This window comes from Sphingomonas sp. CFBP 8760, from assembly GCF_014841615.1.
Classification (GTDB): Bacteria; Pseudomonadota; Alphaproteobacteria; order Sphingomonadales; family Sphingomonadaceae; genus Sphingomonas.
Genome location: NZ_JACYUG010000006.1, coordinates 79,932 through 106,885, shown reverse-complemented (window position 1 = coordinate 106,885; position 26,954 = coordinate 79,932). Strand labels below are relative to the sequence as shown.

General features: G+C 67.4%; 24 protein-coding genes, 1 tRNA gene and 1 pseudogene. 12 read left to right on the top strand and 14 right to left on the bottom strand.

Going from position 1 to position 26,954, the window contains the following annotated elements; translation table 11 throughout:
• Nucleotides 1–6: 6 nt before the first annotated feature.
• The 3 genes from IFT82_RS09955 to IFT82_RS09945 are packed head-to-tail and all read left to right on the top strand — an operon-like array spanning nucleotide 7 to nucleotide 1,601.
• Nucleotides 7–684: an RluA family pseudouridine synthase gene (locus IFT82_RS09955; RefSeq protein ID WP_192126243.1), complete on the top strand. Its 678-nt coding sequence runs from the start codon at nucleotides 7–9 to the stop codon at nucleotides 682–684.
• Between the two features lie 3 nt (nucleotides 685–687).
• Nucleotides 688–1,110, top strand: a complete 423-nt coding sequence (gene arfB, locus IFT82_RS09950; protein ID WP_192126241.1) for an alternative ribosome rescue aminoacyl-tRNA hydrolase ArfB — start codon at nucleotides 688–690, stop codon at nucleotides 1,108–1,110.
• 11 nt (nucleotides 1,111–1,121) lie between these two features.
• On the top strand, nucleotides 1,122–1,601 hold the full coding sequence (locus IFT82_RS09945) for a GAF domain-containing protein (RefSeq protein WP_192126239.1): 480 nt from the start codon (nucleotides 1,122–1,124) through the stop codon (nucleotides 1,599–1,601).
• A 397-nt stretch (nucleotides 1,602–1,998) separates the two neighbouring features.
• Here the strand turns inward: IFT82_RS09945 and IFT82_RS09940 are convergent, their stop codons facing one another.
• A complete protein-coding gene (locus IFT82_RS09940; protein WP_192126237.1) occupies nucleotides 1,999–3,285 on the bottom strand; it encodes a M28 family peptidase in 1,287 nt (428 codons plus the stop codon).
• A 138-nt stretch (nucleotides 3,286–3,423) separates the two neighbouring features.
• Between IFT82_RS09940 and IFT82_RS09935 the strand changes: the two genes are divergently transcribed.
• A complete protein-coding gene (locus IFT82_RS09935) occupies nucleotides 3,424–3,591 on the top strand; it encodes a hypothetical protein (protein WP_192126235.1) in 168 nt (55 codons plus the stop codon).
• Between the two features lie 119 nt (nucleotides 3,592–3,710).
• Here the strand turns inward: IFT82_RS09935 and IFT82_RS09930 are convergent, their stop codons facing one another.
• The gene (locus IFT82_RS09930) at nucleotides 3,711–4,463 is read right to left on the bottom strand and encodes a FadR/GntR family transcriptional regulator (RefSeq protein WP_192126233.1); all 753 of its coding nucleotides are present in this window, start codon (nucleotides 4,461–4,463) and stop codon (nucleotides 3,711–3,713) included.
• Between the two features lie 179 nt (nucleotides 4,464–4,642).
• Here IFT82_RS09930 and IFT82_RS09925 point away from each other — a divergent pair, with 179 nt between their 5' ends.
• Nucleotides 4,643–7,708, top strand: a complete 3,066-nt coding sequence (locus tag IFT82_RS09925) for a TonB-dependent receptor (protein WP_244646651.1) — start codon at nucleotides 4,643–4,645, stop codon at nucleotides 7,706–7,708.
• 324 nt (nucleotides 7,709–8,032) lie between these two features.
• The gene (locus IFT82_RS09920; RefSeq protein WP_192126231.1) at nucleotides 8,033–10,213 is read left to right on the top strand and encodes a GH92 family glycosyl hydrolase; all 2,181 of its coding nucleotides are present in this window, start codon (nucleotides 8,033–8,035) and stop codon (nucleotides 10,211–10,213) included.
• 218 nt (nucleotides 10,214–10,431) lie between these two features.
• On the opposite strand, the gene IFT82_RS09915 is transcribed toward IFT82_RS09920, so the two are convergent.
• The 5 genes from IFT82_RS09915 to IFT82_RS21190 form a co-directional block, all read right to left on the bottom strand.
• Complete coding sequence (locus IFT82_RS09915) at nucleotides 10,432–13,614, bottom strand: glycoside hydrolase family 2 TIM barrel-domain containing protein (RefSeq protein WP_192126229.1); 3,183 nt, start codon at nucleotides 13,612–13,614, stop codon at nucleotides 10,432–10,434.
• Complete coding sequence (gene uxuA, locus IFT82_RS09910) at nucleotides 13,611–14,780, bottom strand: mannonate dehydratase (protein ID WP_244646650.1); 1,170 nt, start codon at nucleotides 14,778–14,780, stop codon at nucleotides 13,611–13,613. The genes IFT82_RS09915 and uxuA overlap by 4 nt, the downstream gene beginning before the upstream one ends.
• 123 nt (nucleotides 14,781–14,903) lie before the next feature.
• Nucleotides 14,904–15,224 (bottom strand): DMT family transporter, encoded by a 321-nt coding sequence (locus IFT82_RS09905; protein ID WP_192126225.1) that lies wholly within the window; start codon nucleotides 15,222–15,224, stop codon nucleotides 14,904–14,906.
• Nucleotides 15,225–15,408: 184 nt separating this feature from the next.
• Nucleotides 15,409–15,666, bottom strand: coding sequence for a hypothetical protein (locus IFT82_RS09900; protein ID WP_192126223.1), 258 nt, complete (start codon nucleotides 15,664–15,666; stop codon nucleotides 15,409–15,411).
• 17 nt (nucleotides 15,667–15,683) lie between these two features.
• Nucleotides 15,684–15,818: a hypothetical protein gene (locus IFT82_RS21190; RefSeq protein ID WP_274602232.1), complete on the bottom strand. Its 135-nt coding sequence runs from the start codon at nucleotides 15,816–15,818 to the stop codon at nucleotides 15,684–15,686.
• A gap of 71 nt (nucleotides 15,819–15,889) precedes the next feature.
• Here IFT82_RS21190 and IFT82_RS09895 point away from each other — a divergent pair, with 71 nt between their 5' ends.
• The gene (locus IFT82_RS09895) at nucleotides 15,890–16,984 is read left to right on the top strand and encodes a collagen-binding domain-containing protein (RefSeq protein ID WP_192126221.1); all 1,095 of its coding nucleotides are present in this window, start codon (nucleotides 15,890–15,892) and stop codon (nucleotides 16,982–16,984) included.
• Between the two features lie 131 nt (nucleotides 16,985–17,115).
• Here IFT82_RS09895 and IFT82_RS09890 read toward each other — a convergent pair whose 3' ends face one another.
• Nucleotides 17,116–17,283 (bottom strand): hypothetical protein, encoded by a 168-nt coding sequence (locus tag IFT82_RS09890; RefSeq protein ID WP_192126219.1) that lies wholly within the window; start codon nucleotides 17,281–17,283, stop codon nucleotides 17,116–17,118.
• Between the two features lie 247 nt (nucleotides 17,284–17,530).
• Nucleotides 17,531–17,893, bottom strand: a complete 363-nt coding sequence (locus tag IFT82_RS09885) for a hypothetical protein (protein ID WP_192126217.1) — start codon at nucleotides 17,891–17,893, stop codon at nucleotides 17,531–17,533.
• Between the two features lie 334 nt (nucleotides 17,894–18,227).
• On the opposite strand from IFT82_RS09885, the gene IFT82_RS09880 reads away from it, so the two are divergent.
• On the top strand, nucleotides 18,228–18,515 hold the full coding sequence (locus IFT82_RS09880; RefSeq protein WP_207105773.1) for a hypothetical protein: 288 nt from the start codon (nucleotides 18,228–18,230) through the stop codon (nucleotides 18,513–18,515).
• Nucleotides 18,516–18,644: 129 nt separating this feature from the next.
• Here the strand turns inward: IFT82_RS09880 and IFT82_RS20870 are convergent.
• Nucleotides 18,645–19,080 (bottom strand): annotated as a pseudogene (locus tag IFT82_RS20870) (transposase); the annotation flags it as partial.
• Nucleotides 19,081–19,588: 508 nt separating this feature from the next.
• Between IFT82_RS20870 and IFT82_RS09870 the strand changes: the two are divergent.
• The 3 genes from IFT82_RS09870 to IFT82_RS09860 all read left to right on the top strand — a co-directional run bounded on the left by IFT82_RS09870 (nucleotide 19,589) and on the right by IFT82_RS09860 (nucleotide 24,527).
• On the top strand, nucleotides 19,589–20,809 hold the full coding sequence (locus IFT82_RS09870; RefSeq protein ID WP_244646649.1) for a dipeptidase: 1,221 nt from the start codon (nucleotides 19,589–19,591) through the stop codon (nucleotides 20,807–20,809).
• A 263-nt stretch (nucleotides 20,810–21,072) separates the two neighbouring features.
• Nucleotides 21,073–23,331 (top strand): TonB-dependent receptor, encoded by a 2,259-nt coding sequence (locus IFT82_RS09865; RefSeq protein WP_192126393.1) that lies wholly within the window; start codon nucleotides 21,073–21,075, stop codon nucleotides 23,329–23,331.
• A gap of 26 nt (nucleotides 23,332–23,357) precedes the next feature.
• The gene (locus tag IFT82_RS09860) at nucleotides 23,358–24,527 is read left to right on the top strand and encodes a pyridoxal phosphate-dependent aminotransferase (RefSeq protein WP_192126211.1); all 1,170 of its coding nucleotides are present in this window, start codon (nucleotides 23,358–23,360) and stop codon (nucleotides 24,525–24,527) included.
• Nucleotides 24,528–24,690: 163 nt separating this feature from the next.
• Here IFT82_RS09860 and IFT82_RS09855 read toward each other — a convergent pair.
• A tRNA-Arg gene (locus tag IFT82_RS09855) sits at nucleotides 24,691–24,767 on the bottom strand.
• Nucleotides 24,768–24,830: 63 nt separating this feature from the next.
• Between IFT82_RS09855 and IFT82_RS09850 the strand changes: the two genes are divergently transcribed.
• Entirely contained in the window at nucleotides 24,831–25,625 is a 795-nt protein-coding gene (locus IFT82_RS09850) for a queuosine precursor transporter (protein WP_192126209.1), read from the top strand.
• Here IFT82_RS09850 and IFT82_RS09845 read toward each other — a convergent pair.
• Genes IFT82_RS09845 through purS form a run of 3 tightly spaced genes read right to left on the bottom strand, consistent with a single transcriptional unit; the run spans nucleotide 25,600 to nucleotide 26,950 of the window.
• Nucleotides 25,600–26,055, bottom strand: coding sequence for a GFA family protein (locus IFT82_RS09845; protein ID WP_342355086.1), 456 nt, complete (start codon nucleotides 26,053–26,055; stop codon nucleotides 25,600–25,602). The genes IFT82_RS09850 and IFT82_RS09845 overlap by 26 nt on opposite strands.
• Complete coding sequence (purQ, locus tag IFT82_RS09840; RefSeq protein ID WP_192126207.1) at nucleotides 26,052–26,720, bottom strand: phosphoribosylformylglycinamidine synthase subunit PurQ; 669 nt, start codon at nucleotides 26,718–26,720, stop codon at nucleotides 26,052–26,054. Before purQ ends, IFT82_RS09845 begins: the two co-directional genes overlap by 4 nt.
• Nucleotides 26,720–26,950, bottom strand: a complete 231-nt coding sequence (purS, locus tag IFT82_RS09835) for a phosphoribosylformylglycinamidine synthase subunit PurS (protein WP_192126205.1) — start codon at nucleotides 26,948–26,950, stop codon at nucleotides 26,720–26,722. The genes purQ and purS overlap by 1 nt, the downstream gene beginning before the upstream one ends.
• Nucleotides 26,951–26,954 lie beyond the last annotated feature (4 nt).

Sequence of the window (26,954 nt, the reverse complement as noted above, 5' to 3'; positions counted from 1 at the left end):
GCCGCCATGCATGGTGACCGTGTCCTCTTCCTCGATGGCGAGGCGTTGGTGATCGACAAGCCCGCCGGGCTTCCCGTCGACAAACCGCGCGATGGCGCGATCAGCCTCGAAAACCATCTCGAATCGCTGCGGTTCGGGTTCCAGCGCTGGCCGACCGCGGTCCACCGGCTGGACCGCGATACCAGCGGCTGCCTGTTGCTGGCGCGCAATCCCAAGGCGGCGGCGCGGTTCCAGCAGGCGTTCGAGGGCGGGCTGGTCGAGAAACGCTATATCGCGATCCTCGACGGCATCGTGACCGGTGAGGGGACGGTCGACATGGCGCTGGGCAAGACCAGCACCGCCGAGGACGGCTGGCGCATGGTGCCCGATCCGCGCGGCAAATCCGCCCGCAGCCACTGGCGCGCGCTGGAAGAGCGGGACGGCCGCACGCTGGTGGAGTTCAAGCCGGAAACCGGCCGCACCCACCAGATCCGCGTCCATGCCGCCAGCGGGCTGGGCGTGCCGGTGGTCGGCGACCCGGTCTATGGCCGGGCGGATCGCAGCGGTCCGCCGGCGCGGTCGGGGCCGGGGATGATGCTGCACGGCATCGAACTGGTGGTGCAGCGGCCGGGCAAGGAACCGATCCGCGCCGAGGCGCCGTTCCCCGAGCGGTTCGGTGCATGGGACCTTGCCGTCCCCGCCTGACCGATGCCGCTGATCCCGATCACCCGCGCGATCGCCATCGACGAGGGCGAACTGGACGAAAGCTTCACCCGCGCCGGCGGGCCGGGCGGGCAGCATGTCAACACCACCGACAGCGCGGTGCTGCTGCGGTTCGACGTGGCGAGTTCACCCAATCTGCCCGAGGCGGTGAAGCTGCGCCTGGCCGCGCTGGCCGGATCGCGGATGACGCAGGCGGGCGTGCTGGTGCTGCGCAGCGAGGGCGCGCGCTCGCAACTGCTCAACCGGCAGGAGGTGCGCGAACGGCTGGTCGCGATGATCCGCGAGGCGACGATCGTGCCCAAGAAGCGCCGCCCGACCAAACCCACCCGCGCCTCGCAGACCCGCCGCGTCGACGGCAAGACCCGCCGGTCGGCGGTGAAGGCGGGACGCGGCAAGGTGCGCGACTGAAGGAAGACGAGATGTACCAGTTCGATGTGACCGCCGGTTCCAAGGCCGAACTCTACCACGATCTCCACGCCGCGCTCGACGCGCTGACCGCGGGGGAGGCGGACGGGATCGCCAACATGGCAAACGCGGCGGCGCTGCTGTGGCAGTATCTGCCCGACCTGAACTGGGCCGGATTCTATCGCATGGTGGCGGGCGAACTGGTGCTGGGGCCGTTCCAGGGCAAGGCGGCGTGCATCCGCATCCCCGTGGGGCGCGGCGTGTGCGGCACCGCCGCCGCGACGCGCGAGACGCAGCGGGTGGACGATGTCCACGCCTTTCCCGGCCATATCGCCTGCGATGCGGACAGCCGGTCCGAACTGGTGGTGCCGCTGGTACGGGACGGGGTGGTGCTGGGCGTGCTCGACCTGGACAGCCCGGTGCCGGCCCGGTTCGATGCGGAGGACGTGGCGGGATGCGAGGCGCTGGCGGCGGTGCTGGCGGCGCGGATCTGACAGTCTGTTGGAAACTCGCGAAAGGGCGAGTTTCCAACAGACTTTGAACCGAACCGGGACGAAGTACGGCTGGCGTCGGCCGTGGATCGGTGGTAGTTTTGTACCAGACGGAAGATAGTGCGGCCGGGTGGGGGCCGTAACAGTCACCGTTCGGACTCCTTTACCGGGAGTGACCGCGATGCCGCCCCGTACCAACTCCCGCGGGGCGGCATTGCCGGGTTGCTGCACATGCCGTCATCCGCCGAGCATGACGACGCAATCCAGTGCCAGAGCCGGATGACATCAGGTTGAACCGGACGTTCGTCGTTGCGAGCGGAGCGAAGCAATCCAGCGCCCGGTGCGTGACGCCCCCGATTGCTTCGCTGCGCTCGCGATGGCGGATGGGGGCGGGTAGCCCCTACCGCCCCGCGAAGGTGACGAGGCTCTCCGATCCGTCCGCGCCCAGCGCCGATACGCCGACGAAGTGATCGTCGACCGGCGTCTGCAGCAGGATCGCCTGCGTGCCCGTCACGTCGCGGTGACCGGTCCAGTCGGCGGTGTCGTTGCGCCGCCAGTGCAGGCGATAGCGGACCGCGCCCGGCACCGGTGCCCACACCACCTTCGTATCGCGCGACAGGGCGCCGGAGATGGTCGCGGTGGCCGGCGCGGCGGGGGCGGCGGCGAGGCGGGCAAGCGTCGCGGTGTTGATCGCGGTCACCTTGCCCAGATAGGCGAAGTCCATCCGGTCGATCGTGTCGCCGAACACGGTGCCGCCCTCGGTGCGCAGGTCCTGATGCTGCGCGTCCCAGTTCTCGTTGGCGACGGAGAAGCGGACGGCGGGATAGCCGAGCTTCAGGAACGGTTCGTGATCGCCGCCGCGCCCGAACCGGTCGGGCCGGCGATCGAGGAACACGTCGAGGCCGAAGCGCCCGCGCGCCGCGACGCCGTCGATCGCCTTGGCCAGCGCGCGGCTGGGGCCGTCGTCCTCGCCGCCATTGCCGCGCCGGGCGATCTGCTGGGGCATGTCCTCCGACGAGCGGATACCCTCCGAGAAGACGCGCACCCAGCGCGCCTCGCGCGCGCCGCCCTGGCCGATCGTGTTGCCGACGATGTCGTTGTTGAGCATCGCCGACACCTGCCATCCGCGCGCCTTCGCGGTATCCGCCAGCAGCGTCGCGCCCCATAGCCCCTGCTCCTCGCCGGAGAAGACGGCATAGACGATCGTCGCGTCGAACTGCCGCCCGGCGAGCAGGCGCGCCGCCTCCAGCACCAGGGCCACGCCCGATGCGTCATCGTTGGCGCCCGGCGCGTCGCTGGTCGTATCCATCACGTCGGTGACGCGGCTGTCGATATGCGCGCCGATGATGACGACGCGGTTGGGATCGCGGCCCGGCTGGATGCCCAGCACGTCCTGCACCATGACGCCGCCGGGCGCGCGCGGGCCGGTGAAGGAGCGTTCGATCCTCTCCACCCGGATGCAGCCGCCGCAGGTCCGCCCGATCGCCGCGAATCGCGCCGCCGCCCAGTCGCGCGCCGCGCCGATGCCGCGCCGCGGATCGGTGGTGGTGGAGGCGGTGTGGCGGGTGCCGAATCCGACCATCGCCGCCACGTCGGCGCGCAGCCTGGCGGGGGAGGGGGATGGTAGCGCGGGAGCGGGGGCGGGGGCGGGGGCGGCAGCGGCAGCAAGCGCGAAAAGGATCGACATGGCAGGGGGTTGTGGCGCGGAACGGGGGGATACTCAAGCGGGGGAGGCGGCGGCGGATTCCGTGCCGGGTTGGGACGGGACGCGGTTAACCATCTTCGCCGCTGGCCGAAATCGTAAACAGGGCGTTAACGTGTCGCCATGACCAGACGTCTCGTCCTGACCAACGAAGCCGCCCGCCACCCGATGCGCCGCGCCCTGCCGCCACCGCCCGCACCGCGGCCGGCGAAGAACGGCGATCAGGACGTGAAGCTGTTCCTGCTGAGTTTCGCGGCGTTCTTCACCTGCTTCTACACCTTCCTGTTCTGATGGGTCGCTCGTTCCAGAATCCGATGTCATCACGTTGAACCAGATGTCCGTCATGGCGAGCGCAGCGAAGCAATGACGGATCGGGGCAGGTCGTGTCGTCCTGCTCCAAAGGCCCGCCGTCAGGCGTGGAGGCGTTTGGCGACCATGCCGCGCTGGTCCTCGATCTCCGACCGGGCGCGGCGCAGCACCTCCACCTCGGTCGCGGCCAACAGGTCCTCCACCACGCGGCGCAGGTGATCGCGCATCGTCTTGCGGGCCAGCGCCGAATCGCGGGCGCGAAGGGCGTCGACGATCAGCCGGTGTTCGTCGACCCGCGGGTGGATACCCTCCCGCCGCGCCTCCGCGAACATGTGCGCGCTGAGCGGGGCGCGATCGCGCAGCGACCATAGCATCGCGACGACGGTGCTGATGACGGTGTTGCCGGTCGCCTCCGCGATGCAGAGGTGGAAACGGCGATCGGTCTCCATCGCCTCGGCACTGGCGGGATCGAACGAGGCCATGTCGGCGAGAATCCGGTCCAGTTCCGCCAGCGTCTCGTCGTCGATCACCGTCGCGGCGACCGCCGCGGCCTCGCCCTCGAACAGGATGCGCGCCTCGATCAGTTCGAACGCGCCGATATCCAGTTCCGCCGGGGTGCCGCCATCGGTCGACGTGCCGACCACGTACAGGCCGGAACCGTGCCGGGCCTCCACCATGCCGCGAATCTCCAGCGCGATCATCGCCTCGCGCACGGTATGGCGGCTGACCGCGAATTCCTCCGCCAGTTCGCGCTCGCCCGGCAGGCGGGTTCCCACCGCATAGCGCCCGTCGTCGATCGCCCTGGCGATCGCCTGGGCGACCTGTTGATACAGTTTTCCGGTCGGTTTCGTCATGACGGTACCGATCCCATAGCGGCGGGGCGGATACAACAGGCACTTAAGCCAAATTGGTTGCACAAAAGGTTCGGACAATTTACACAAGTGGTAGGCGCAACGGTCGGGCGCCACCGTTCGGACAGGGCCGGACGATCCAAAGGCCGGAACGATAACGATAAACCCGAGGGGGGATGACCATGAGGAATGCCAATGGCGGCCGGTCGATACTGGCTGTGCTGATGGGCGCGACGATGCTGACGGCACTGCCCGCCGCCGCACAACAGATGCCCGCCACCCCCGCCGATCCCGCAGCCGCCACTCCCGCTCCGGCCCCGGCCGACACCATGCCGACCGACACCGTGCCGGCCAATCCTGCCACGCCGACCGTCGCGACGCCCGCCAATCCGGACCAGACGACCGCCGCCGATCCCCGGTCGCTGCCCGAAGAGGGCGCCGCACCGGGCGCCGACATCGTCATCACCGGATTCCGCCAGAGCTATACCGACGCGATCCGATCCAAGCGCAACGAGGTCGCGATCACCGACGGCATCTCGTCGGACGGGCTGGGCCGCTTTCCGGACCTGAACGTCGGCGAGGCGTTGCAGCGCGTCCCCGGCGTCCAGATCAACCGCGAGGCGGAGGGGCGCAACGCCACCATCAACCTGCGCGGCTTGCCCGGCGAATATGCCCGCCTGACGCTGAACGGCGTCGCCTTCGCCGAGCCGATCCTGACCGAGGCGGCACCGCTGGGCGCGTTCAACGCCGACATCTTCAGCGCGATCATCGTCGACAAATCGCCGCTGGCCAGCGCGCAGTCGGGCGGCCTGTCGGGCAATGTCGACCTGCAGATCGCCCCCGCGCTGAGTCGCAAGGAAGGCGGCTTCGCCAAGCTGGCGATGGAATACAACCAGCTGGGCGACAAGTTCGCGCCGGCCGCCACGGTCGGCTACAACCACATCTTCTCCGAGAAGTTCGCGGTGTTCGGCGTCGCGACCTACAAGCGCGAGAATTTCCGGCGCGATACGGTGCAGTTCAACACCTATTCCGCCTTCACCGCCGCACAGGCGCAGGCCAATGCCGGCGCCCTGGGCAGTTACTATGCGCGGTCGACCGCCTGCCCGTCGTGCACCGGCACCACGACCACCAACGGCGTCCTCTACAATTCGCAGCTGCGCCAGTATTCGCGCGACAATGACGGCAATCTCTACACCGGCGCGGCGGGCGCCGAATGGAAGCCCGACAGCAATACGCGGATCGGCCTGACCGGCTTCTACACCGATCGCAAGCTGCCCAAGACGATGCAGTATTTCTCGATCGTCGATAACAACGCGGCCAGCGTCGTCACCCCGCGCAGCAGCCCGGTGCAGCTGGATGACGGACGTTACGTGGTGACCGATTACGACTTTACCAACCCCGACACGCGCATGTCGACCCGGCGCCTGTCGCTGCGGCAGAAGGCGTGGGGCGTGAACCTGAAGGGCGAATGGAGCGACGACGACTGGCGCCTCACCTCGGTGCTGACCGCGTCGCGCGCCAACAACCGGTCGGAGGAGACGTCGATCGATTTCGACCGCATCCAGACCGCGGCGGGCAACGGCGTCAGCGGATCGATCCGCACCGGCGCGGGCGAGATCGGCGACCTGTTCTACTCGCTGGCGCCGACCCCGGCGGTATCCAGCCTGTCGCCGACCGGCTGGTTCTGGGGCGGGGTGGCCGATCCCACGCAATTCTACGACTCGACCGTCGTCGCCAACCGTCGCCAGCGCCTGCAGGTGACCGGCACGCAAAGCTATGCGCAGAACGACCTGCTGGCCTATCAATGGGATGCGGAGCGCAGCTTCGACAACAGCGTGCTGACCGGCATCCAGGTCGGTTTCCGCTTCGAGCACAACAAATACGTGTCCGAAGGCTATCGCACCCAGGCGTTCGGCATCCAGACCCAGAATATCGACGGCAGCTTCCTGGAGGAATCGCCTGGTATCGACGGCTTCTTCGGCGGCAAGGCGGGCACCACCAGCGCCAACTGGCAGTCGACGCGGTTCGACTATGCGCTCGACAAGCTGTTGCCGGTGACGCTGTATCCGGGCGGGGCGCTGTCGCCGCTGGGCTTCAACATCCGGTACAACGACAACGCCTATTCGCTGTTCAACTTCTCCAACCAGACCGACATCGCGGCCGGCTATGCGCAGGCGAAGTACGAGGTGACGATCGCCGGCCTCCGCATCCGCGGCAATGGCGGGCTGCGGTACGAACAGGCGCGCAATTCGATCGATGCGCTCAACCGCATCTCGCTGACCGGCACGGTCGGGTCGCCCGCCGATTTCCGCGAGACGAACTACACCCGCACCTATGGCAAGCTGCTGCCGTCGTTCATCGCGGTCGCCGACATTTCCGACAAGCTGCTGGTGCGCGGGGCGGCGTACAAGACCTATGTCCGCCCGCAGCCGCGCCAGTTCACGCCCGCGACGATCGTCGGCAACCCGGTCAACGGCGTCTATTCGGTCACGCTCGGCAATCCCGATCTGAAGCCGTACGACTCGACCTCGCTCGACCTGTCGGTGGAATGGTACAACCGGCCCAACGGCATCATCTCGCTGGCGGGGTTCCAGAAGCGGATCACCGGGCTGATCGCGTCGATCAACGATCCGCGCCGGCTGTGCCCGGCGAACGCCACCACGCTGGGGCTGGGGACGCTGACCGTCAACGGCGACCTGTGCCAGAGCAGCCTGATCTACACCGGCGGACCGGTGCCGACGCCGTTCATCGTCGCCGCATCCGGTTTCGTGAACCAGGAGAACACCGTCACGGTGCGCGGGCTGGAGTTCAACCTGCAACAGTCGCTTGATTTCCTGCCCGGCTTCCTCAGCCACTTCGGCGGCGGGTTCAACTATGCCTTCACCGACATCAGCGGCCGGGGCGCCAACGGACAGCAGGCGACGCTGCCGGGCGTGTCGAAGCACAATGCCAACGTGATCGGTTATTACGAAACCGGCGATTACGGCCTGCGCCTGGTCTACAACGTGCGCAGCAAATATGATCTGGCGGCGGCCGGCACGGTGACCGGCGCGGCGCGATCGGTGCGCGCGCGCGGGCAGATCGATCTGTCGGCATCGTACAACATCAACGAGCGCATCTCGCTGTCGTTCGATGCGTACAACCTGACCAACGCCACCCGGATCGAATACGAGAACGACGAACGCCTGATCCGCCGCGCGGATTATGACGGCCGCACCTTCACCGCGACGGTGCGCACGACCTTCTGATCCCTCCCGTCTTCCCCACCTTGCGGCGCCTTCCTGGTCACGGGCGGGCGCCGTTCCCGTATCAGCGGGCGGCGCCGTAGCGCGGGCGGGCGTCCGGTCGGACACCAACTCGATCCGGTTCGGGATCACGCCGGGATCAGGCGGCACGACAGATCGACCGCGCCATATGCGGTGCCGCGCGCGATCACGGGGAACTTCTCGATGATTGGGCGACCACTTTCGCCGCGAGTGGTTCGTTCAGGCTGGTCATGCCATCGCCCCCGCGCTACGTCGAGCGGACAACGACCGGCCGTCAGCGCCGGACGACACCGGGAGAACGCCACGATGCCGCACCTCTGCAAATCCGTCGTGGCGGCAGTGCTGATATCGGCATCGGGGTCGGCGCAGCGGGTCGAGCCGCGCTGGATGCAGGTCGATCCGCTGATCGGCACCGGCAACGACGATCAGGGCGACACCATCCCCGGTCCGACCCGGCCGGCGGGATCGATCCACCCCAGCCCGGAAACGCTGATCGGCAGCAATGCCGGCTATGATCGCGACGCGCCGCTCAGCGGCTTTGCGCAACTGCACACGCAAGGGTCGGGCGGGCGGACGACCTATGGCACGTTCCTGATCTCGCCACAGACGGGCGAGCCGTTGCTGGACGAGCCGGCGCATCTGTCGGCCAAGGCGGACGAGCGCGCCCGCGCGGATGGCTATGCCGTCACGCTGACCCGCTGGAACATCCGGGCGGAAGTGACCCCGGCGGAGAATGCCGCGCTGTACCGCTTCGCCTATCCCGCCGGCGCGCCCGCGACGATGGTGTTCGACATCACCCGCAAGATTCGCGGCGAGCTGGCCAGCGACGGCGCCGATGTGACGATCGATCCGGTGAAGGGCCGGATCGTCGCGCGGGTGCGGACGAAGGATTACTGGAACCCGGCGCGCACCGACATCTGGTTCGTCGCGCAGCTGGACCGCGCGCCGACGCGCTGGGGCCTACGCACCGGCGACACGGTGCGGGCCGGCGCCACCGATGGCGCGACCCCCGCCGACACGAAACTGGCGGCATGGTGGCAGTTCGACACGACCGGGGGCAAGCCGGTGATGATGAAGGTGGCGGTGTCCTTCACCAGCGCGCAGCGCGCAGCGGAACTGCTGGATCAGGATATCCCCGGCTTCGATTTCGAGGGGGTGCAGGCCGGCACCCGCGCCGCGTGGAACCGCGAACTGGCGCGCGTGACGATCGACGGCGTCGGCCAGGCGGACAAGCGCCGGTTCTACACCGCGCTGTATCACAGCGCGATCCAGCCGCGTGATCGTACCCACGATCAGCCGGTCGCGGATCGCGCGACGCCGCACTGGGACGATTACTATACGCTGTGGGACACGTACCACACCGGCTTTCCGCTGATGTCGCTGCTGCGCCCCAGTGTCTATGCCGGCAACGTCGCGTCGATCGTGTCGACCTTCCGCAAATATGGCGCGGCGCACACCGCGTTCATCGCGGGCCGCAACTATCATGTCGGGCAGGGCGGGGACGAGGTCGACAATGTGCTGGGTGAAGGGTTGATCCGCGGCGTGCCGGGGGTCGACTGGAAGGCGGCGGCGGCGGTCGCGCTGCACAACGCGTTCGAGGAACGCCGCCCGCGTTACCTGATCGACGGCTGGTTCGCGGTGGGCGATCGCAGCCCGGAACCGGACAACCAGCGCGCGAAATCGGGATCGTCGACGCCGGCCTTCGCGCTCAACGATTTCTATGCGGGCAGGCTGGCGGCGGCGGCGGGGCGGCCGGCGGAGGCCGCCCTGCTGGCCACGCGTTCGGCCAGCTGGCGCAAGGTGTGGAATCCGGCGGCGAGCAGCGACGGCTATGCCGGTTTCATCATTCCGCGCTACCCGGACGGCCGGTTCCAGCCGCTCGATCCCAAGATCGGGTGGGACGGCAAGAAATACGACAATGTCGGGTTCTACGAGGGCACCGCCTGGGTCTATTCCTACACGATGCTGCACGACCTGCCGGGGATGGTCGCGGCGATGGGCGGCCGCGCGCGCTTCACCGACCGGTTGCGCCATGCGCTCGACGCCAACCTGATCGACATCACCAACGAACCCAGCTTCGCGACGCCGTGGCTGTTCAGCGAGGTCGGCCGCCCCGATCTGGCGAGTTACTGGGCGGACCGCATCTTCCGCCGCTTCACCGCCGATGCCTATCCGGGCGACGAGGACAATGGCGCGATGAGTTCGCACTATGTTTTCAACCGGATCGGCCTGTTCCCCAGGCTGACCACCGACCTGTTCTATCTTCATGCGCCGCACCAGCCGCGCAGCGTCATCACGCTGGAGGACGGCCGCACCTTCGCGATCGTGGCGCGCAACTGGAAACCGGGGCGCATCTACATCGCCGCCGCCCGGCTGAACGGGCGCGCCCTGACGACGCCGTTCGTGCGGCAGGCGGATATCGTGGCGGGCGGCACGCTGGAGCTGACGCTGGCGGCGAAACCGACGGGGTGGCTGCGGGCGGATTGACGGAACGGGTCGCGCCCTTTCGCCGGCTCCGTTGTCTGTTCCCTATCCGGTGAAAAGAGGGAGGCGCAGGGCCGGAAGGATGAGGGCGGGAAACTGGGATCGATGATATCGGGTCGAACCGAAGGTCCGTCATTGCGAGCGTAGCGAAGCGATCCAGCGCCGGATCAGGACGCCCTGGATTGCTTCGCTAGGCTCGCAATGACGGCGTTATGGAGGCTTCAATCCCCGGTCGTGGCGGTCGCCGGCCGCGCTGCCGCCACGGTCGTTCCCGGCCCGGCGAACGGTTCCAGCCGGAACGAGAAACGACGCGGGGTCAGGGGGATGCGGTATGGCGGCAGGGGTTGGCCGTCCTTGTTCCACGTCGTGTCGCCGCCCAGCCCGGCCTGTACCGCGTCGACCATCAGGCTGACCTCGCCGTGCGGCACGATATCGGCGCTGTTGCGCGTGCCCGGCGGGCGGCGGGCGAGATCGGCATAGGGAAAGGCGAGCGCGTTGACCGACAGCGGCCGGTCGCCGGTGATGCGCAGGCCGGTGGCCGGCCCGGTCAGTTCCAGCCAGCGGACGTCGGTCTTGTTGCCGGTTTCCTGCGGGCGCATGAAATCATGGTGCTGCGCGGCGATCGCCCCGCGCCACAGCGCGATCATCGCCCCGGTCTTGCGATCGGCATAGCTTTCGTGCGGGCCACGGCCATACCATTCGACCGTCCGGTACGCGGTCGGCATCGCATAGGCGAACCCGATGCGCAGGGGATGGGGCAGGTCCTGCCTCAGCGGCGTGAAGTCGCCCGCGACCGCGACCGATCCGTCACCCGCCATCGTATAGGTGGTGACGAAGCGGGCCGCGCCGTCGCCCATGCCGTGCCGGACGGTGATGGTGGCATCGGCGGCGGTGACGCCGTCGACCCGGCGCGTCGCCGACATGCCGGCCCAGGCGGCGTGGACCGCCTCCGGCCCGGTGCCGATATCGTTGTCGGTCAGCGCGCGGGTGAAGTTGGGCGCGCCGCCGTGCAGCAGTTCCGACCCGTGGACGCGGTAGCCGGCGATCAGGCCGGTCGTGCGGTCGATCGTCAGCGTCGCGTCGCCCGCCGCCAGCGTCAGCGCGCCTGCTCGTTCGGTCAGCGTCACCCGGCCGGGCCGGGCGGTGCCGGTGGCTGCGGGTGAGGCAAGGACGAACTGTTCCCAGCCCATCACCGTACCCGCAGGCACCAGCGGGACGGCATCGGCCTTCGCCAACGCGCGGACCGTGACGATCCGTTCGACGCCGGGCGTGGCCGGCAGGCGGGGCAGGGCCAGTATCAGATCGTCGGTGCCATGCGCCTTCGTCGCCAATGATGGCCCCGCGCCCTGTGCGACGACGACCCCGTTCGCGGTCACCTCCCACTCGATCGCGAAGCCGGACAGGTCGCGGAAATCATGGCGGTTGGTGACGGTGAAACGACCCGCCTTCGCATCCACGGCGGCGAACCGGATCGGGGAGTGGACCTTGGCCAGTTCGTGATATTGCGGGTTGGGGGTGCGATCGGGCTGGATCAGGCCGTCGCCGAACTCGATCTCGCCACCCGGATTGGGGCCATAGCTGCCGCCGTCGCCCCAATAGCGGCGGCCGTCCTGCGTATACCGATACATCGACTGGTCGACCCAGTCCCACACGAAGCCGCCCTGCAACCGGCCTGGATGCGCCTCGATCGTGTTCCAGTAATCGATCAGGTTGCCCCCCGAATTGCCCTGCATATGGGCATATTCGGACTGGATCATCGGCTGCGCGAAATCGGTACGGCGGGCATAGTCGGCCATCCTGGCGGCGCTGTCGTACATCGGCGCATAGATGTCGGCGAACGGGTTCGGCCGGAAATCGCCCAGCTGGCTCCAGCCGAGATACGAGATCAGCCGGGTGGGATCGATCGCGCGGGCGGCGGCGGCCGCCGCCTCGAAATTGGGGCCGTTGCCGGATTCGTTGCCCAGCGACCAGAAGATGATCGACGGGTGGTTCTTGTCCCGCTCCACCATGTTGACCACGCGGCTGACCTGCGCTGCGCGCCACGCGGGATCGTAGCCGATCTCGTATTTGGTCCGGTCCACATCGGTGCGGCGGCTGTTGATCATGTAGCCGTGGCTCTCGATATTGGCCTCGTCCATCACGTAGAGGCCGTATTCGTCGGCGAGGTCGTAGAGCCGTTCGTCGTTGGGATAGTGCGAGGTGCGCAGCGCATTGACGTTCGCGCGCTTCATCAGCGCCAGGTCGCGGCGCATCGACGCCTCCGAGATGACGTGGAAGGTTTCGGGATCGTGTTCGTGGCGGTTGACGCCGCGGATCGTGACCGGGCGGCCGTTGATCGTGACCAGCCCCTGCCGGATCGCCACCTCGCGGAAGCCGATGCGGCGCGCGGTCGCCTGCACCACCCGTCCGCGACGATCGACCAGTTCGGTCAGCAGCGTGTAGAGCGCGGGCGTCTCCGCCGTCCACGGCCGCACCGCGGGCAGCGTGGCGGCGAGCACGGTCGCGGTGCCGCGGACGGGCGCGGTGCGGGTCAGGAGCGCGCGGTCGCCGTCCAGCAGCGTCAGCCGCGCGACATGGCCGGCGGCGGCGGCGGTGGTCGCCAGGCGCACGTCGAGCGTGCCGTCGCGATAGCCGTTGGCGAGGCCGGCCCTGACGACGGTGTCGGCGATCCGCGCCCTGGGGGCCGCCATCAGGTACACCGATCGTTCGATGCCCGAGACGCGCCAGAAATCCTGATCCTCCAGATAGGAGCCGTCCGACCAGCGGTGGATCCGGATCGCCACGCTGTTGCGCCCCGGCGTCAGGAAACGGGTGACGTCGAATTCGGACGGCAGCTTGCTGTCCTCCGAATAGCCGACCTTCCGCCCGTTGACCCAGACATGATAGGCCGATCCCGCCGCGCCGATGTGCAGGATCACGTCGTCGCCGCGCCATCCCGCCGGCACGTCGATATCGCGGCGGTACAGCCCGACCGGATTGGTCGCGTGCGGGATCAGCGGCCGGTTGGCGGGAAACGGATAGGTGATGTTGTTGAAGCGGGGCTGGTCGTACCCCTCCGCCTGCCAGTCGGCTGGCACCTTGATGCTGCGCCAGCCGGACACGTCGTAACCGGGGGCGGCGAAATCGGTCGGGACGCCATCGGACGAGGGGAAGAAGGCGAATTTCCACGCGCCGTCGAGCGTCAGGAACCGGGCGGAGCGGGCCATGTCGCCCGCCAGCGCGCGGTCGCGGTCCTCGAACGGGAAGCCGGTGGCGCGGGCGGGCAGCTTGCCGATCGCAAAGATCGCCGGGTTCTCCCACTCGGGCCGGGTGGGGTCGACCTGCGGCTGGATCGGCGGCGTCTGCGCGTGGAGCGGCGCGACGCCCAGCAGCGCCAGCCAGCGCAGGCGGCGCGGGATCGTCATCGCATCGTCGCCGCATGGGCGATGCCGCGTTCCAGCCCGCGCAGTTCGGCCAGTCCGCGCATCCGGCCGATCAGCGAATAACCGGGATTGGTGGAGCGGGTGAGGTCGTCCATCATCTGGTGGCCATGATCGGGGCGCATCGGGATGCGGCGGCCGGATGCGGCGGCCAGCCGGTGGACCGCCGCCACCACCGCCGCCATGTCGGCATCGCCGTCCAGATGCGGCGCCTCGTGGAACGCCGTGTCGCCGCCCTCGCGATCGACCGAACGGAGGTGGAGGAAGCCGATCCGCTCGCCCAGCCGCGCGACCATGCCCGGCAGGTCGTTGTCGGCCCGCACGCCGAGCGAACCGGTGCAGAAGCAAAGGCCGTTCGACGGATTGGGCACGCGCGCGAACAGGGTCGTCAGGTCCGCCTCGGTCGATACCACGCGCGGCAGGCCGAAGATGGGGAAGGGCGGGTCGTCGGGATGCACCACCAGCCGCAGCCCCAGGTCGTCGGCATGGGGGCACACCGCCGCGAGGAAGGCGGTGTGATGCGCGCGCAGCGTATCCGCATCGATCCCCGCATAGCCGGCGATGGCATCGCGGAAACCGGCGGAGGTGAAGCTCTCTTCCGCGCCCGGCAGGCCGGCGAGGATCGTCGCCTCCAGCCGGGCGCGCCCGTCATCGTCCATCGCGTGGAACCGGGCGGTGGCGGCATCGATCAGGTCGGGCGCGTAATCATCGGCCGCACCGGGCCGGCGGAGGATGTGCAGGTCGTAGGCGGCCACCGCCTCCCACTCGAACCGCAGCGCGCGGGCGCCGTCGGGCAGCGTCCAGCCGAGATCGGTGCGGGTCCAGTCCAGCAACGGCATGAAGTTGTAGGTGACGACCCGGATACCCTCCGCGGCGAGGTTGGTCAGGCTGATGCGATAGGCGTCGATCAGCGCATCCCAGCGGGGGCCGCGCGTCTTGATGTCGTCATGGACGGGCAGGCTTTCGACGACGGTCCAGTCGAGGCCCGCCGCCTCGATCGCGGCGCGGCGTTCGGCGATCGCGGCGCGGGGCCAGACCGCGCCGTTGGGGATGTCGTGCAGCGCGGTGACCACGCCGGTCGCCCCGGCCTGACGGATGCCCGCCAGCGACACCGGATCGCGCGGCCCGAACCAGCGCATCGTCTGCGTCATCAACACCGGTGGCATCCCCTGTCGTCTCTTCGTCCAACGTCCCGATCCTACCAAGTCGCGCCGTGGGCGGCCAGTGGTAATCGATGTGGGTTGGCCAATTCGACCCGGTAGCGGGGCGGGTGGTCAGGCGGTGGCGAAGAACTTGGTACCCGCCACTCCGACGATGATGAGCGCGATGAAGGCCATCTGGGTCGGGTTCAGCTTCTCGCCGAACAGCACGACGCCGAACACCGTCACCCCCACCGCGCCCAGCCCGGTCCATACCGCATAGGCGGTGCCCGCCGGCAGCCCGCGCATCGCGAGCGCCAGGAGGCCCATGTTCACGAAACTGAGCGTGACCGGCACGGCCGAGGCGAGCAGCGTGCCCTGCATCGCGGCCCATTTCAGGCTCAGCGCCCAGACGATTTCGGTAATCACGGCAATGCCGAGGATGAGCCACGCCATGCGGCACCTCCTGCTTGCGGGCTCGGTGGAAAACGTGGCGACCGGAAACCCGTAAGAGGCGCGCACGATGCGCGGCTCGATAGACGGTGATCGGGCGCCTGTCCATGTTGGTTGTCCATGTTGGTCTCGCGGCCATCGCGGGTCCATGCCGCCTATAGAATATCGGCTGACAGTCGCCGTTACGTCACCCGGCACGCCGCCGGATCAGCCGCACCCAGCCGGTGCGCAGCCACGACAGCAGGCCCCGGATGCCACGCCGGCCGGGATCGGGTCGGCGCGGGGCCGCGGCATCGTCCAGCCCGCTGGCCCTGGCCAGCGCGGCCTGATGCTCCGCCGCCCGGATATGGATCGCCCTGACCGCCTCGATCGGGGAGGCGACGGCTTCGGCGATGTGACGCCGCATCTTGTCGCGCGGATCGTCCAGAAACGGTGATGGGCGCATGGTCTTCTCCCTGACCGCTACAACGCCGGTCGACCGCTTTCGGCCCGCGCCACGACGATGCGGGCGTCGGGTGTCGAACAGGCGGTGCGCGCGGCGATGGCCTGTACCCGCAGCGCGTTGCCGGCTACCTGTCTCGGATCAGGACGCTCCACCCGGGGGAACGGCGCTGCGCTTCGTTGGCGGCGCTGATAGGGTAGGGGTGCTGACAGGGGGACTTTTTTTCGTGAGACACATCGTGTTGCTTGCCGCTGCCGCCATGGCCGCCGTTTCGCCGTCCACCGCCATCGCCAAGGGCAATGCCGCCGATGGCTTGCAGGCGATGCGCGAACTGAACCTGATCGTGCTGGGCGATCTGGACACGCAGCAGCATATCCAGGGCAAGGCGTTCGTCGGCGGCAACGTCAAAGGCCGGCCGGTGGTCGCGCAGGGCGGCAGCCAGGGCTATCGGGCGAGCGGGCGCCCGCAGCTGACGGTCGGCGGCAACATCGAAGGCTTCACCATCGAACGCAACCTCGGCGAGCCGCTGATGGCGCTGGTCGGCGGGAACGCGACCGGCATGGCGCTGAACGGCGTCGGCACCGTCCAGGTCGGCGGCACCGCCAATGTCGCCAATTTCAACCCCGGTGGCAGCAAGCTCGTCCAGTACGGCACGGGCGTGACCGGCGGGCAGGTGCAGGACGCCCCCTATCTGACGCTGACCCCCGGTCTGGCCGATCCGCGCAACGGATTGGCCGCCACCATCGCGGCGCAGACGACGAAGCTGGCCGAGGACCTCGGCGTCCTGTCGATGCAGCTGTCGTCGCTCGCTTCGATCTCGACCATCACCGCGACGACGACGGCGCTCGATTATGCGCGCGCGGCGGACGGCTATGCGGTCTTCACCATGACCGCCGCGGCGTTTCAGGATCAGAACGCCAATTTCGATGCCCTGTTCGGCCGTCTGCCGGCGGGCATGACGACGATCGTGAACGTGCTGGGCGATACATTGGTCCAGGGCGGCAACATCAATGCGACCGCGCTCAACCAGACGGTGATCTGGAATTTCGCGCAGGCGACGTCGATCACGACGAAGGGGTGGCACGGGTCGATCCTGGCGCCGCTCGCCACGTTGACGAACACCAGCGCGATCGAGGGAAGCGTCGCCGTGAAGGCGTTCGCCATGAACGGCGAGGTCCATCTGGGCACGTTCGCGGGCACCGACGCGATCGTCGCGTCGGCGGTGCCGGAACCCGCGACCTGGGCGATGATGCTGACCGGCTTCGCCCTGATCGGTGCCGCCGTTCGCCGCCGTCGCCGCGCCGCCATCGCGTTCGTCTGAACCCGGCGGGCGTCTGAATTCGGTGGGGGAGCGGCGATGCTCCCCTGTCGCGCTTGGGGATCGCCCGGCCATGCCGCCGGGCAACCGGGGGTTGTGCCGATCCGGTCTTCGTCCGGCAGCGGCCGGTTCGCCTATGCCGCCTCGCTCAGTCCTTCGTCCGCCTTGTTGGCCAGTTCGAGGTACAGGTTCGCCAGGGCGTAATGGCTGGCGCATACCGCCGGGTTGGCGGTCGCCGCCGCCAGCCGCAGCTGCAATTCGGCACGCGCCTCGTAATAGGTTCGCTCGTCGTCGGCCTGCATCGCTCTTTCCCAAAAACCGGCGATTTGCTCGCCTTGTCGCTCGAATCGGCCTCCGTGGCGGAGGATGGACCCGGCGTTATGAGCGCTTCGCTACGCCGGCGGGACGGTCGTCGCAAGGCCGATGTTCGCTGTCCGTTCTAATGTAGATCAGGCGTCCGTCCCAAAACGGGCGATGCCGTATCCGTATCGATGACCTATGTTTATCCGTCGATGAAAAGGCGCCGTGGCGGCGTCCCCGGCCATCGGGTCACCCGGCCCTTGCCGACGCCACCTTGCCGGGGAACCTGACGCCGCGAAGCTGACGGATCATATCCCTGGCCTCGGGACCGGCGGCCTGCATGAACAGCGCGAACAGGTCGTGATCGTCCAGATCGTTGCCGATGTGGAGCGGCAGCGCGACCGGCTGGCGCAGGCGCACCCCCGGCTGCGCTTCCAGCACGATGGCCCGCCACGACATGCCCACCGGCGCGGGGCCGACATCCTCGCTGAATTCCCGGGCCACGGCATTGCGGATGCGAAGCCGGTTGTCGGGATGCCCGTCGAACCAGGCCGCGTCGCCCTGCGTCGCGATCTCGATCATCCGTTGCTGCAGTGCCGTGATCCCAGCCATCATTCGCCTCCGCCCGCGCCCTACCGCCAAATGTAGCGCCCGTCACGGCGGACACGGTGGACGGCCGTCTGGTCGGATGCGCCATTTGTGCCTGAAAATACAACCACTTCGCCGGCAACCAGCAAATATCGGGCAATCGGTGATTTCGATTAAGATACTCGTTTTGATTTAGAGTATTTGATCGAAGCCGTTAAGCATCGAACCTCGGGCATTCAATAAAATTGCATCGTACAAAGATGTCATATTCCGGGGCAATTGCATAAATTTCTGAAATGATGACGAAAAATTTCAGATCATTGATGGCCTGACGTGGAATTGCGGCGGCATTGCCCGGATGTTCCTGCATGGTCACCACTTCTTAGGATGTTCCGTATACGAAACGAAACATCCTGAAACGAGAGCACGCATCCCTATCATGCCGAACCTTCCCGTAAGCATCGGCAACCATGCCGATGACGGGCTGCTCAAGCGGGTGGCCCAATTCAGCGATGACCTGAAATCGTCCTTGTCGAAGCACGGCTCCGTGTCGATCGACCTGTCCGAGGTCCGGGATCCGGACACGGTCCATGTCGAACCGGCCGGCATGGACGATGACGACCTGCTCGACGACGGGTTGTTCTGAGAGTTTGTTGGTTTTGTTGCACAACCGGAGCGCGGCATGGGAATGCCTTTATTGTCGGGCTCCATGCAACGCGGATGGTGTTCGGGGTTCCTGGTTGCGAGCATCGACGCCAGGAGCATTGGACTTTCATGGCTGACCATTGCGGCGGACGGGAATGACCGCGTCGGCGCCCCGTGGTGCAATCGCCGCACGGCACTTCCCGGTGTCATAGGCGCCGTCACCGCCGATGATCGCGATGCGCTCGTTCGTCGGGATTTGTGCCGGAAGATCCGGCAGCGTCGCCGCGTCATCAATCGCGTTGGTGGTGACCTCGATCGCCCGGATCGCCCGTGCCTCAGCATCGATCCCCGGGTGAACCCTTCGACTGGCTCAGGACAGGCTTGCGCCATTGACGGCGATAGGAAGCACCGTGCCTGCGTGTTTTCCCTTCGCCTTTGCCCATCATCCTGATCCCGGTGCTGTCGACCGGCAGGTGCAGGCCGCCTGCACTGGCGCGGCTGGCCAGTGAAACCGTCAGTGTCTTTTGGCGCCGGCACGACGTTGGGTAATCCGGTACCGGCCAATCCGGCTTCACCAGCCCTTCGACTTCGCTCGGGAGAACCTTGAGCAGGCTCGCAACCAACCCCCGTCATCTGGCGAGGGAAACACCGCAAGAGCAACCGGGAAATCGTCCCGCACCCCAAGCGAGATGTCGTCCGGTTTCGAGCGCGCCATGTCACGCCGGGCAGACGCCCCTCCGCTTGAGCGAGACAATTTACGTTCACACCGGACGCGCTCGTCCACCACGCGGCCAACACGATGCGGCCCGGGCTACCAAGTAGTCATAATTTCGTCACAACGCTTGACGGCGATATCAGCCCGACTAACAATGCATGCCTCGAATAGATACCGGGCAGTCCACTAAATGTGGATGCATCGCAAATCTCCGGTCTTGACAGCGGTGATGTCGCCGCTGGAGAATATTGCCTTTTTTAGATGGTTTGCAATTCGTTAGTACGCCGTAACAACGGGCAAAAGCCCGAAGGCAAGTCGGAAGTGTTCCTCGAATGGTTCGATCGGGTGAAATGATGCGAATGATCGTTGCCGTCCTCCTTGCCGCGCCGCTGATGATCGGCGCGGCGCCCGATCGGAAAACCGCACGCGCGGTGCACGATCGCGCAATCGTGCTCGATACGCATTTCGATACGCCGGCGAATCTCGGACGGCCCGGGTGGAGCATCATGGACCGGCACGACGTCGCGGTGACCGGCGATCAGGTCGACTATCCCCGGATGGTGGAGGGTGGCGTCGATGGCGGGTTCTTCGCGATCTATACCGGGCAGGGGCCGCGGACGCCCGAGGGCGACCGGGCGGCACGCGATGCGGGGCTGGTCCGCGCGGTGCAGATTCGTGAGATGGTCGCAGGCCATCCGGGCGTGTTCCGGCTGGTGACGACATCGGCAGAGGCCCGCGCGGCGATCGCGACGGGCAGGCGCTTCGTGTTCATGAGCATGGAAAACGGTTACCCGTTCGAGGCGGACCTCACGCTCATGCGGACGTTCCAACGGCTCGGCGTGACGATGATGAGCCCCGTGCATTTCAGGAACAACGACCTCGCCGACAGTGCGACCGACAAGCCCGAATGGAACGGCCTCAGTGCGAAGGGGCGGGCGTTCGTCGCGGAGGCGAACCGGCTGGGGATCGTGATCGACGCGTCGCACAGCTCGGACCTGTCGCTGCGCCAGATGATCGAATTGTCGAAGGCGCCGATCATCCTGTCGCATTCGGGCGTGCGCGCGATCTTCGATCACCCGCGCAACGCGACCGACGCCGACCTCCGGCTGCTCGCGGCGAAGGGGGGGGTCGTTCAGGTCAATGCGTTCGACGGCTACATGGTGCCGCAACCCAGGATCGCCGAACGCGACGCGGCGATGAAGGCGCTGATGACGGGCATCGATTTCGAGCGGATGACCGACGCGGATCGCCGGAAACTGGTGGCGGGACGCAAGGCGATCGACACGAAGTGGCCGGTGCCGAAAGCGAAGTTCGATGACGTGATGAAGCACCTGCTGCACGCGATCGAGGTGGCGGGGATCGACCATGTCGGGATGAGCGGCGATTTCGACGGCGGCGGCGGGGTCGACGGGTTCAACGACGTGTCGGACTATCCAAAGATCACCGCGGCATTGCTCGCCCGCGGGTTCAGCGCGGCGGACGTGGCGAAGGTCTGGGGTGGCAACGCGTTGCGCGTCCTCGACGAGGCGCAGCGGATGGCGGAGCCGGGGGCCAGGCCGGCGATACCCTTGACGTCGTGATCGCGGTGCCGGCGAGCCGCAGAACGGCCGCCGAAGCATGAACGAGGGGGGAGGGGGCCGGGACGCCGTACACGGTGGCCGGTCGGTCTGAAGGCACTCAACGGTCGGTTCGCCGATCCAGAAGGGAGCCATTCGCGTTGACCATAGCCCATTATTCCACCGGCACCGCGCTCGCGCTGTTGATCGCGCTTACCGTTCCGACATTCGCCGCCGCACAGGTCGCGGCGGCGGGGAATGCCGAGCCCCAGGCCGTCGAGGAACCGATGGGTGACATCGTCGTCAATGGACGGCGCATCTCCCAGGCCGACGAGGCGGTCGGGCAGGATCGGATCACCAGCACGGTGGCGGTCACGCGGGAGGCGCTGTTGTCCGCGCCATCGGGCATCTCGGGCCTCAAGATGCTGGAATCGCTGCCGGGCTTCAACGTTCAGACCGACGGCGCACTGGGCCTCTACGAGTTCGGCAACAGCGTCCAGGTGCGCGCCTTCAACCTGGACCAGATCGGCTTCATCGTCGACGGCATCCCGACCGGGCGCAGCGACGCGTTCGGGGGCAGCCCGGTCTTCCGCTACGTCGACAACGAAAATCTCGGCGTGGTCGAGGCTTCGCCGGGTGCGGGCGGGGTGACGATGCCGAGCTATTCCTCGCTCGGTCCGATCGTGTCGTATCGCTCGATCGAACCGCAGGAAGACCTCGGCGTGTTCGTGTCGCAAAGCTTCGGCGATTTCGACATGAAGCGGACGTTCGTGCGCGTCAGCACCGGGCGGGTCGGGCCATTGAAGGCCTATGTCAGCCGGACCAAGCTCGACACCGATCTGTGGCGCGGCGCCGGCTCGGTCGATCGCGAGCATTGGGAGGCGCTTGCGCAGGTCGATCTCGGCGGTACGAGCTGGGCGCGATTCAAGTTCGTCGCCAACGACTTTTTCGATTATGATTCCCCCTCGCTCACCCGTGCCGAATACAACTCGTCGACACCCGATCTCAGCGGCAATGTCGGGCGGTATCGCGGCTATCTGGGCACGGTTCCGGTCTATGCGCCGGTCGCGGGCGGCCCCCAATATTCGAACGCCAACTACACCTATGTCTCGGATCTCGCGATCAACGTCCGGAAGGACAAGTTGTACGGCGCGACCTTCCACGCCGGAATCGCGGACAATGTCTATGCCGAGACGACGCTCTATTGGGAGGACAAGGACGGCTACGGCGTATCGCCCGACAGCTACGCCAATTCGCTGACCCGCTATCGCCAGCAATCCGCGCGGGGCTTTGCGCTGACCGCACCCCGCGGCACGCAGTTCGGGCTGTCGGGCGTCGGTGGCGACCGGATCGGCATCGTCCAGTCGATTCACGCCGATGTCGGTCGCCACGCACTCGACGCCGGGATCTGGGCGGAGCAGGACAAATATCGCCGCACGCAGCTGCGCTACAACACGGTCGGCGGGTCGCCCGCCGCCGATCCGATCTACAGCGAGCCCGTGTACCTGCGCCGCAACTATCGCACCGAGCGGCAGACGACGCAGCTCTATGTCCGCGACCGGATCGCGCTGACCGACAGCTTCAGCCTCGATCTCGGCAACAAGATGCTCGATCTCGATTATCAGCATCGCGGTTACCGCGACTTCAACGATTACGCACGGGTGGTGGGCGGAGTCACCGTCGCCGGCTGGGGTCCGCAATACAACCGTGCCCGTTATTCGGACTATTTCCTCCCGACCGCCGGTATCCTGTTCAAGCTGCCCGATCACCGCTCACAGCTGTTCGCGTCCTATGCGGAGAACATGGCGCTGCCCAAGGGGATGGATGACGTCTTTTCGGTCTCTTACGCCAGTTCGGCGGCGCTGGTCGCGGCCCCGGCACCCGAGCGCTCGAAGAATGTCGAACTGGGCGTGCGGACCACGCAGCCGCAGTTCTTAGCGTCGCTGACCGGATACTATACCAAATTCGACAATCGCATCCAGTCGATCACGTCGATCCTGCCGGGCACGACCAACGTTACCGAGACCTTCTACCAGAATGTCGGTGGGGTAGAGGCGTATGGCGCCGAGTTGCTCGCCAACGTCAAGCCGACCGTGTTGCGCGGGTTCGCCTATTTCAACGCGAACGTGACGTACAATCACGCACAGTTCCAGGACGACATCGTCGCAACCCCGACGCTGACCTATCGGACGGCGGGCAAGTTCCTGCCCGACAGCGCGAAGTGGATTGTGTCGGGCGGCATCACCGTCGAGCCGTCGCCATGGCTGGTTGCCAACCTCACCGCGAAATATACGAGCAAGCGCTTCTCGACGTTCGACAACAGCGCGGGATCGTCCGTCCCCGGCTTCACCGTCTTCTCCGCCTATGCCGATATCGGCGACGGATTTTCGTTGGGGCCGATCAAGAACGCGAAGATCCGCGTCAACGTCGACAATCTGTTCGACAAGGACGTGCTCTCGTTCATCTCGCCGGCGATCACCGGCGACGGGTTCTTCCGCCCCCTAAGTCCGCGCACCGTACAGCTCAGCCTGTCGGTCGACCTTTGACCTTTGTCTCCAGCGAGGATCTTGCCATGATCGAAAAGACCTATCTTCCCGAAGACGCCTGCGACGACCTGCTCGACAGGGGCTATTCACGGCGGCAACTCGCACGGATCGCGGGGATCTTCGGGGCGGGCGCGGTGGCGGCGTCGTTCGGCCGCCCGGCCTGGGCTTCGGGCGGCGTTCCCGATCCGGCACCGACCGCCAAGGTGCGGATCGGCGCGAACGAATGCTGGGCCGGGCCGCTGCCCCCGGGCCAGCGCGCCGCGCGCAAGATCATCACCAACAGCAATCGCTATGCACCGCACGACGAGCGCAACCACTTCCTGAAGGCGGTGATGGCCGTGGAGGGCGTGCCGTACGATCATATCGCGCCGTGGCCGGGATCGAGCGATCCGCTGTCGCGCGCGATCGTCACCTTCTGCTCGCCACAGCGGGGTCTGGTCGTGGCGGACCCGACGTTCGAGCTTGCCGGGCGGACCGCGGACTGGCTCGGCGCGCCGGTCAAACGCGTGCCGCTGACCGCCGACTATGCACATGACGTGCGTGCGATGCTGGCGGCGGATCCGAACGCGGGGCTGTATTACATCTGCACGCCCAATAACCCGACGGGCACGATCACGCCGATCGCCGACATCGAATGGCTGATCGCGAACAAGCCGGCAGGCTCGGTCGTGCTGGTGGACGAGGCCTACACGCATTTCGCGGGCGTGCCGGTCGCGTCGCCGCTGGTGACGGCGGGGCGCGACGTGATCGTGCTGCGGACCTTCTCGAAGATTTTCGGGATGGCCGGGATGCGGATGGGCTTCACGATGGCGCGACCGGATATCCTCGCGAAGATGATCCGCTACGATGGCGGGATGCAGTCGGGCGCGTTGCCCTTGCCGTCGCTGGCCTGCGCGACGGCGAGCCTGACCGCAGCGCCCCTGATCGCCGCGCGGCGTGCCGAGATGGTCCAGGCGCGGGGGATCGCGCTCGATCATCTGCGCGCGCGCAACATCAGCGTGAAGCCGACGAGCGCGAACATGTTCATGATCGATTGGAAGACGCGCCCGGCAAAGGACATGCAGGCCGCGTTCCGTACACAAAGCGTCGAGATCGGCCGGTCGTGGCCGATCTGGCCGACGGTGTCGCGGGTGACGGTCGGCTCCATCCAGGAAATGAAGGCGTTCTGCGGGGCACTGGACAAGGTGCTGGCCTGAATCACATCAGCGACGTCGCACCGCCGGGCTTGCCGGCGGACCATCATCATCCTGCCGATTGCGCCGTCAACGACTCATGGGTGCTTGAATTACGCGCAAGAAGGTCGCCCGCTTCGCTGACGTCGCACGGCACCATGACGCCGTTCGTCCTGTCATGGGTAATTGGCGCGCCCGGGTGGATTCGAACCACCGACCACAAGCTTAGAAGGCTCGTGCTCTATCCGACTGAGCTACGGGCGCGCGGCGAATGGGTTTGATTAGCGCGGATTGCGCCCGGAAGGAACCGGGATCATAACCGCCGTCATGGCGCAGGGCGACAAGGGGGCGGGCGGCGGCGCCCATGACGGCGCGGACGACCGCGCGATCGTCGCGACGACCGGCGGCGAAGCCGGGGCGGCGGGGGGCGGGGGCTTCCGCCATTTCGATCTGGTCATGGCGGCGTTCGTCACCATCCTGCTGCTGTCGAACGTGATCGGCGCGGGCAAGGTGGCGACGATCCGGCTGCCGCTGCTGGGCGACTGGCCGTTCGGGGCGGGCATCCTGTTCTTTCCGATCAGCTATGTGCTGGGCGACGTGCTGACCGAGGTCTATGGCTATGCCCGCGCCCGCCGGGTGATCTGGGCGGGGACGGCGGCGGTGCTGTTCATGGCGGCGATGAGCGCGATCGTCGTGGCGCTGCCGCCCGCGCCCGGCTGGACCAACCAGCCCGCCTATGAGGCGGTGTTCGGGCAGGTACCGCGCATCGTGCTGGCCAGCGTCTGCGCGTTCTGGGCGGGGGAGTTCGTCAACGCCTATGTCATGGCGCGGATGAAGGTGATGACCGGGGGGCGCCACCTGTGGTCGCGCACGATCGGGTCGACGCTGGTGGGGCAGGGGGTCGACAGCCTGATCTTCTATCCGCTCGCCTTCTGGGGGGCGGCGGGCTGGACCAACGATCTGGTCGTCACCGTGCTGTTCACGCAATGGGCGCTGAAGACGGGATGGGAGATCCTGCTGACCCCGCTGACCTATCTGGTGGTCGGTACGCTGAAACGCGCGGAGCGCTTCGACGTGTTCGACACCGACACCGATTTCACGCCGTTCCGGGCGCGGGTGTGACGGGCGGCGCGGGCTGGCCCGGGATCGCGGGCAGCCGGTGGTCGATCATCGCCCATGCCGGCGCCATCGCGGTCCAGATCGTCGTTTGCGGCGGATAGAGGCCGGGATCGTCCAGCGTGCCGATCCGCAGCACATAGAGGTGCGGACGCGGTTCGGCATAGCCGCCGACCGGGGTGCCGCAGGTGCCGCAGAACTCACGGTGCATCACGCTGCCCGAATCGGCGACGGAGGAATAGCGCGATAGCGCACCCTCGATCGTCAGCGCATCGCGCGCGACGATCAGATTGGCGGTCGCGCTGCCCGCCGCCAGATACTGGCACAGCCGGCACCAGCATTGCCGCGATGCGATCGGCGGCGCGGCAAGCGTGTAACGGACCGCACCGCACAGACATCCGCCGCGAACCGGCATCGTCAGTGCGGGATCGGTCACGCCCCCACCGTCTCCAGCAGCCCCTCGAACAACCGGCGCCCGTCGGTGCCGCCGTGCGCGGCCTCGATGCGGCGTTCGGGATGGGGCATCATGCCCAGCACGTTGCCGGCGGCGTTGACGATGCCGGCGATGTCGCGGGCCGAGCCGTTGACCGGCTCGCCATAGCGGAACGCGACGCGGCCTTCGCCTTCCAGCTGGTCGAGCGTGTCGGCATCGGCGAAGTAGTTGCCGTCGTGATGCGCCACGGGAAAGCTGACGCGCTCGCCATCGGCATAGCCACGGGTGAAGGCGGTGTCGCCGTTCGCCACCGTCAGCGCCACGTCGCGGCACACGAAGCTCAGCCCGGCATTGCGCATCAACGCACCGGGCAGCAGTCCCGCCTCGGTCAGCACCTGGAACCCGTTGCACACGCCCAGCACCGGGGTGCCGCGGCCCGCCGCCTCGGCCACCGCGCGCATGATCGGCGAGCGGGCGGCGATCGCGCCGCAGCGCAGGTAATCGCCATAGGAGAAGCCGCCCGGCACCGCGATCACGCCCAGCCCGTCGGGCAGGTCGGTGTCGCCATGCCACACCATCGCCGGCTTCACCCCCGTCACCGTCTCCAGCGCGACCGCAAGGTCACGGTCGCAGTTCGATCCGGGAAACACGACGACCGCGGTCTTCATCAGGCGCGCTCCACCCGGAAGTTCTCGATCACGGTGTTCGCCAGCAACTGCCGGCACATCGCGTCGATCGCGGCATCGTCGGTATCGTCGGCGACCTGCATCTCGATCAGCTTGCCGGCGCGCACATCCTCGACGCCGGCAAAGCCCAGCGAGCCCAGCGCATGGTGGATCGCCCGGCCCTGCGGATCGAGCACGCCGGGCTTCAGCGTCACGAAGATACGGAGCTTCATCGGT

Bases quoted from the DNA above. Each gene is read 5' to 3' on its own strand.
- IFT82_RS09915 (WP_192126229.1), bottom strand. From the start codon at position 13,614: ATGACGATCCCGCGCCGCCTGCGCTGGCTGGCGCTGCTGGGCGTCGCG.
- IFT82_RS09955 (WP_192126243.1), top strand. From the start codon at position 7: ATGCATGGTGACCGTGTCCTCTTCCTCGATGGCGAGGCGTTGGTGATC.
- IFT82_RS09935 (WP_192126235.1), top strand. From the start codon at position 3,424: ATGACCAGACGTCTCGTCCTGACCAACGAAGCCGCCCGCCACCCGATG.
- IFT82_RS09850 (WP_192126209.1), top strand. From the start codon at position 24,831: ATGGCGCAGGGCGACAAGGGGGCGGGCGGCGGCGCCCATGACGGCGCG.
- IFT82_RS09890 (WP_192126219.1), bottom strand. From the start codon at position 17,283: ATGCAGGCCGACGACGAGCGAACCTATTACGAGGCGCGTGCCGAATTG.
- IFT82_RS09920 (WP_192126231.1), top strand. From the start codon at position 8,033: ATGCCGCACCTCTGCAAATCCGTCGTGGCGGCAGTGCTGATATCGGCA.
- arfB (WP_192126241.1), top strand. From the start codon at position 688: ATGCCGCTGATCCCGATCACCCGCGCGATCGCCATCGACGAGGGCGAA.
- IFT82_RS09930 (WP_192126233.1), bottom strand. From the start codon at position 4,463: ATGACGAAACCGACCGGAAAACTGTATCAACAGGTCGCCCAGGCGATC.
- IFT82_RS09905 (WP_192126225.1), bottom strand. From the start codon at position 15,224: ATGGCGTGGCTCATCCTCGGCATTGCCGTGATTACCGAAATCGTCTGG.
- IFT82_RS09870 (WP_244646649.1), top strand. From the start codon at position 19,589: ATGATCGTTGCCGTCCTCCTTGCCGCGCCGCTGATGATCGGCGCGGCG.
- IFT82_RS09940 (WP_192126237.1), bottom strand. From the start codon at position 3,285: ATGTCGATCCTTTTCGCGCTTGCTGCCGCTGCCGCCCCCGCCCCCGCC.
- IFT82_RS09945 (WP_192126239.1), top strand. From the start codon at position 1,122: ATGTACCAGTTCGATGTGACCGCCGGTTCCAAGGCCGAACTCTACCAC.
- IFT82_RS09900 (WP_192126223.1), bottom strand. From the start codon at position 15,666: ATGCGCCCATCACCGTTTCTGGACGATCCGCGCGACAAGATGCGGCGT.
- IFT82_RS09925 (WP_244646651.1), top strand. From the start codon at position 4,643: ATGAGGAATGCCAATGGCGGCCGGTCGATACTGGCTGTGCTGATGGGC.
- IFT82_RS09885 (WP_192126217.1), bottom strand. From the start codon at position 17,893: ATGGCTGGGATCACGGCACTGCAGCAACGGATGATCGAGATCGCGACG.
- IFT82_RS09865 (WP_192126393.1), top strand. From the start codon at position 21,073: ATGGGTGACATCGTCGTCAATGGACGGCGCATCTCCCAGGCCGACGAG.
- uxuA (WP_244646650.1), bottom strand. From the start codon at position 14,780: ATGACGCAGACGATGCGCTGGTTCGGGCCGCGCGATCCGGTGTCGCTG.
- IFT82_RS09880 (WP_207105773.1), top strand. From the start codon at position 18,228: ATGTTCCTGCATGGTCACCACTTCTTAGGATGTTCCGTATACGAAACG.
- purQ (WP_192126207.1), bottom strand. From the start codon at position 26,720: ATGAAGACCGCGGTCGTCGTGTTTCCCGGATCGAACTGCGACCGTGAC.
- purS (WP_192126205.1), bottom strand. From the start codon at position 26,950: ATGAAGCTCCGTATCTTCGTGACGCTGAAGCCCGGCGTGCTCGATCCG.
- IFT82_RS09860 (WP_192126211.1), top strand. From the start codon at position 23,358: ATGATCGAAAAGACCTATCTTCCCGAAGACGCCTGCGACGACCTGCTC.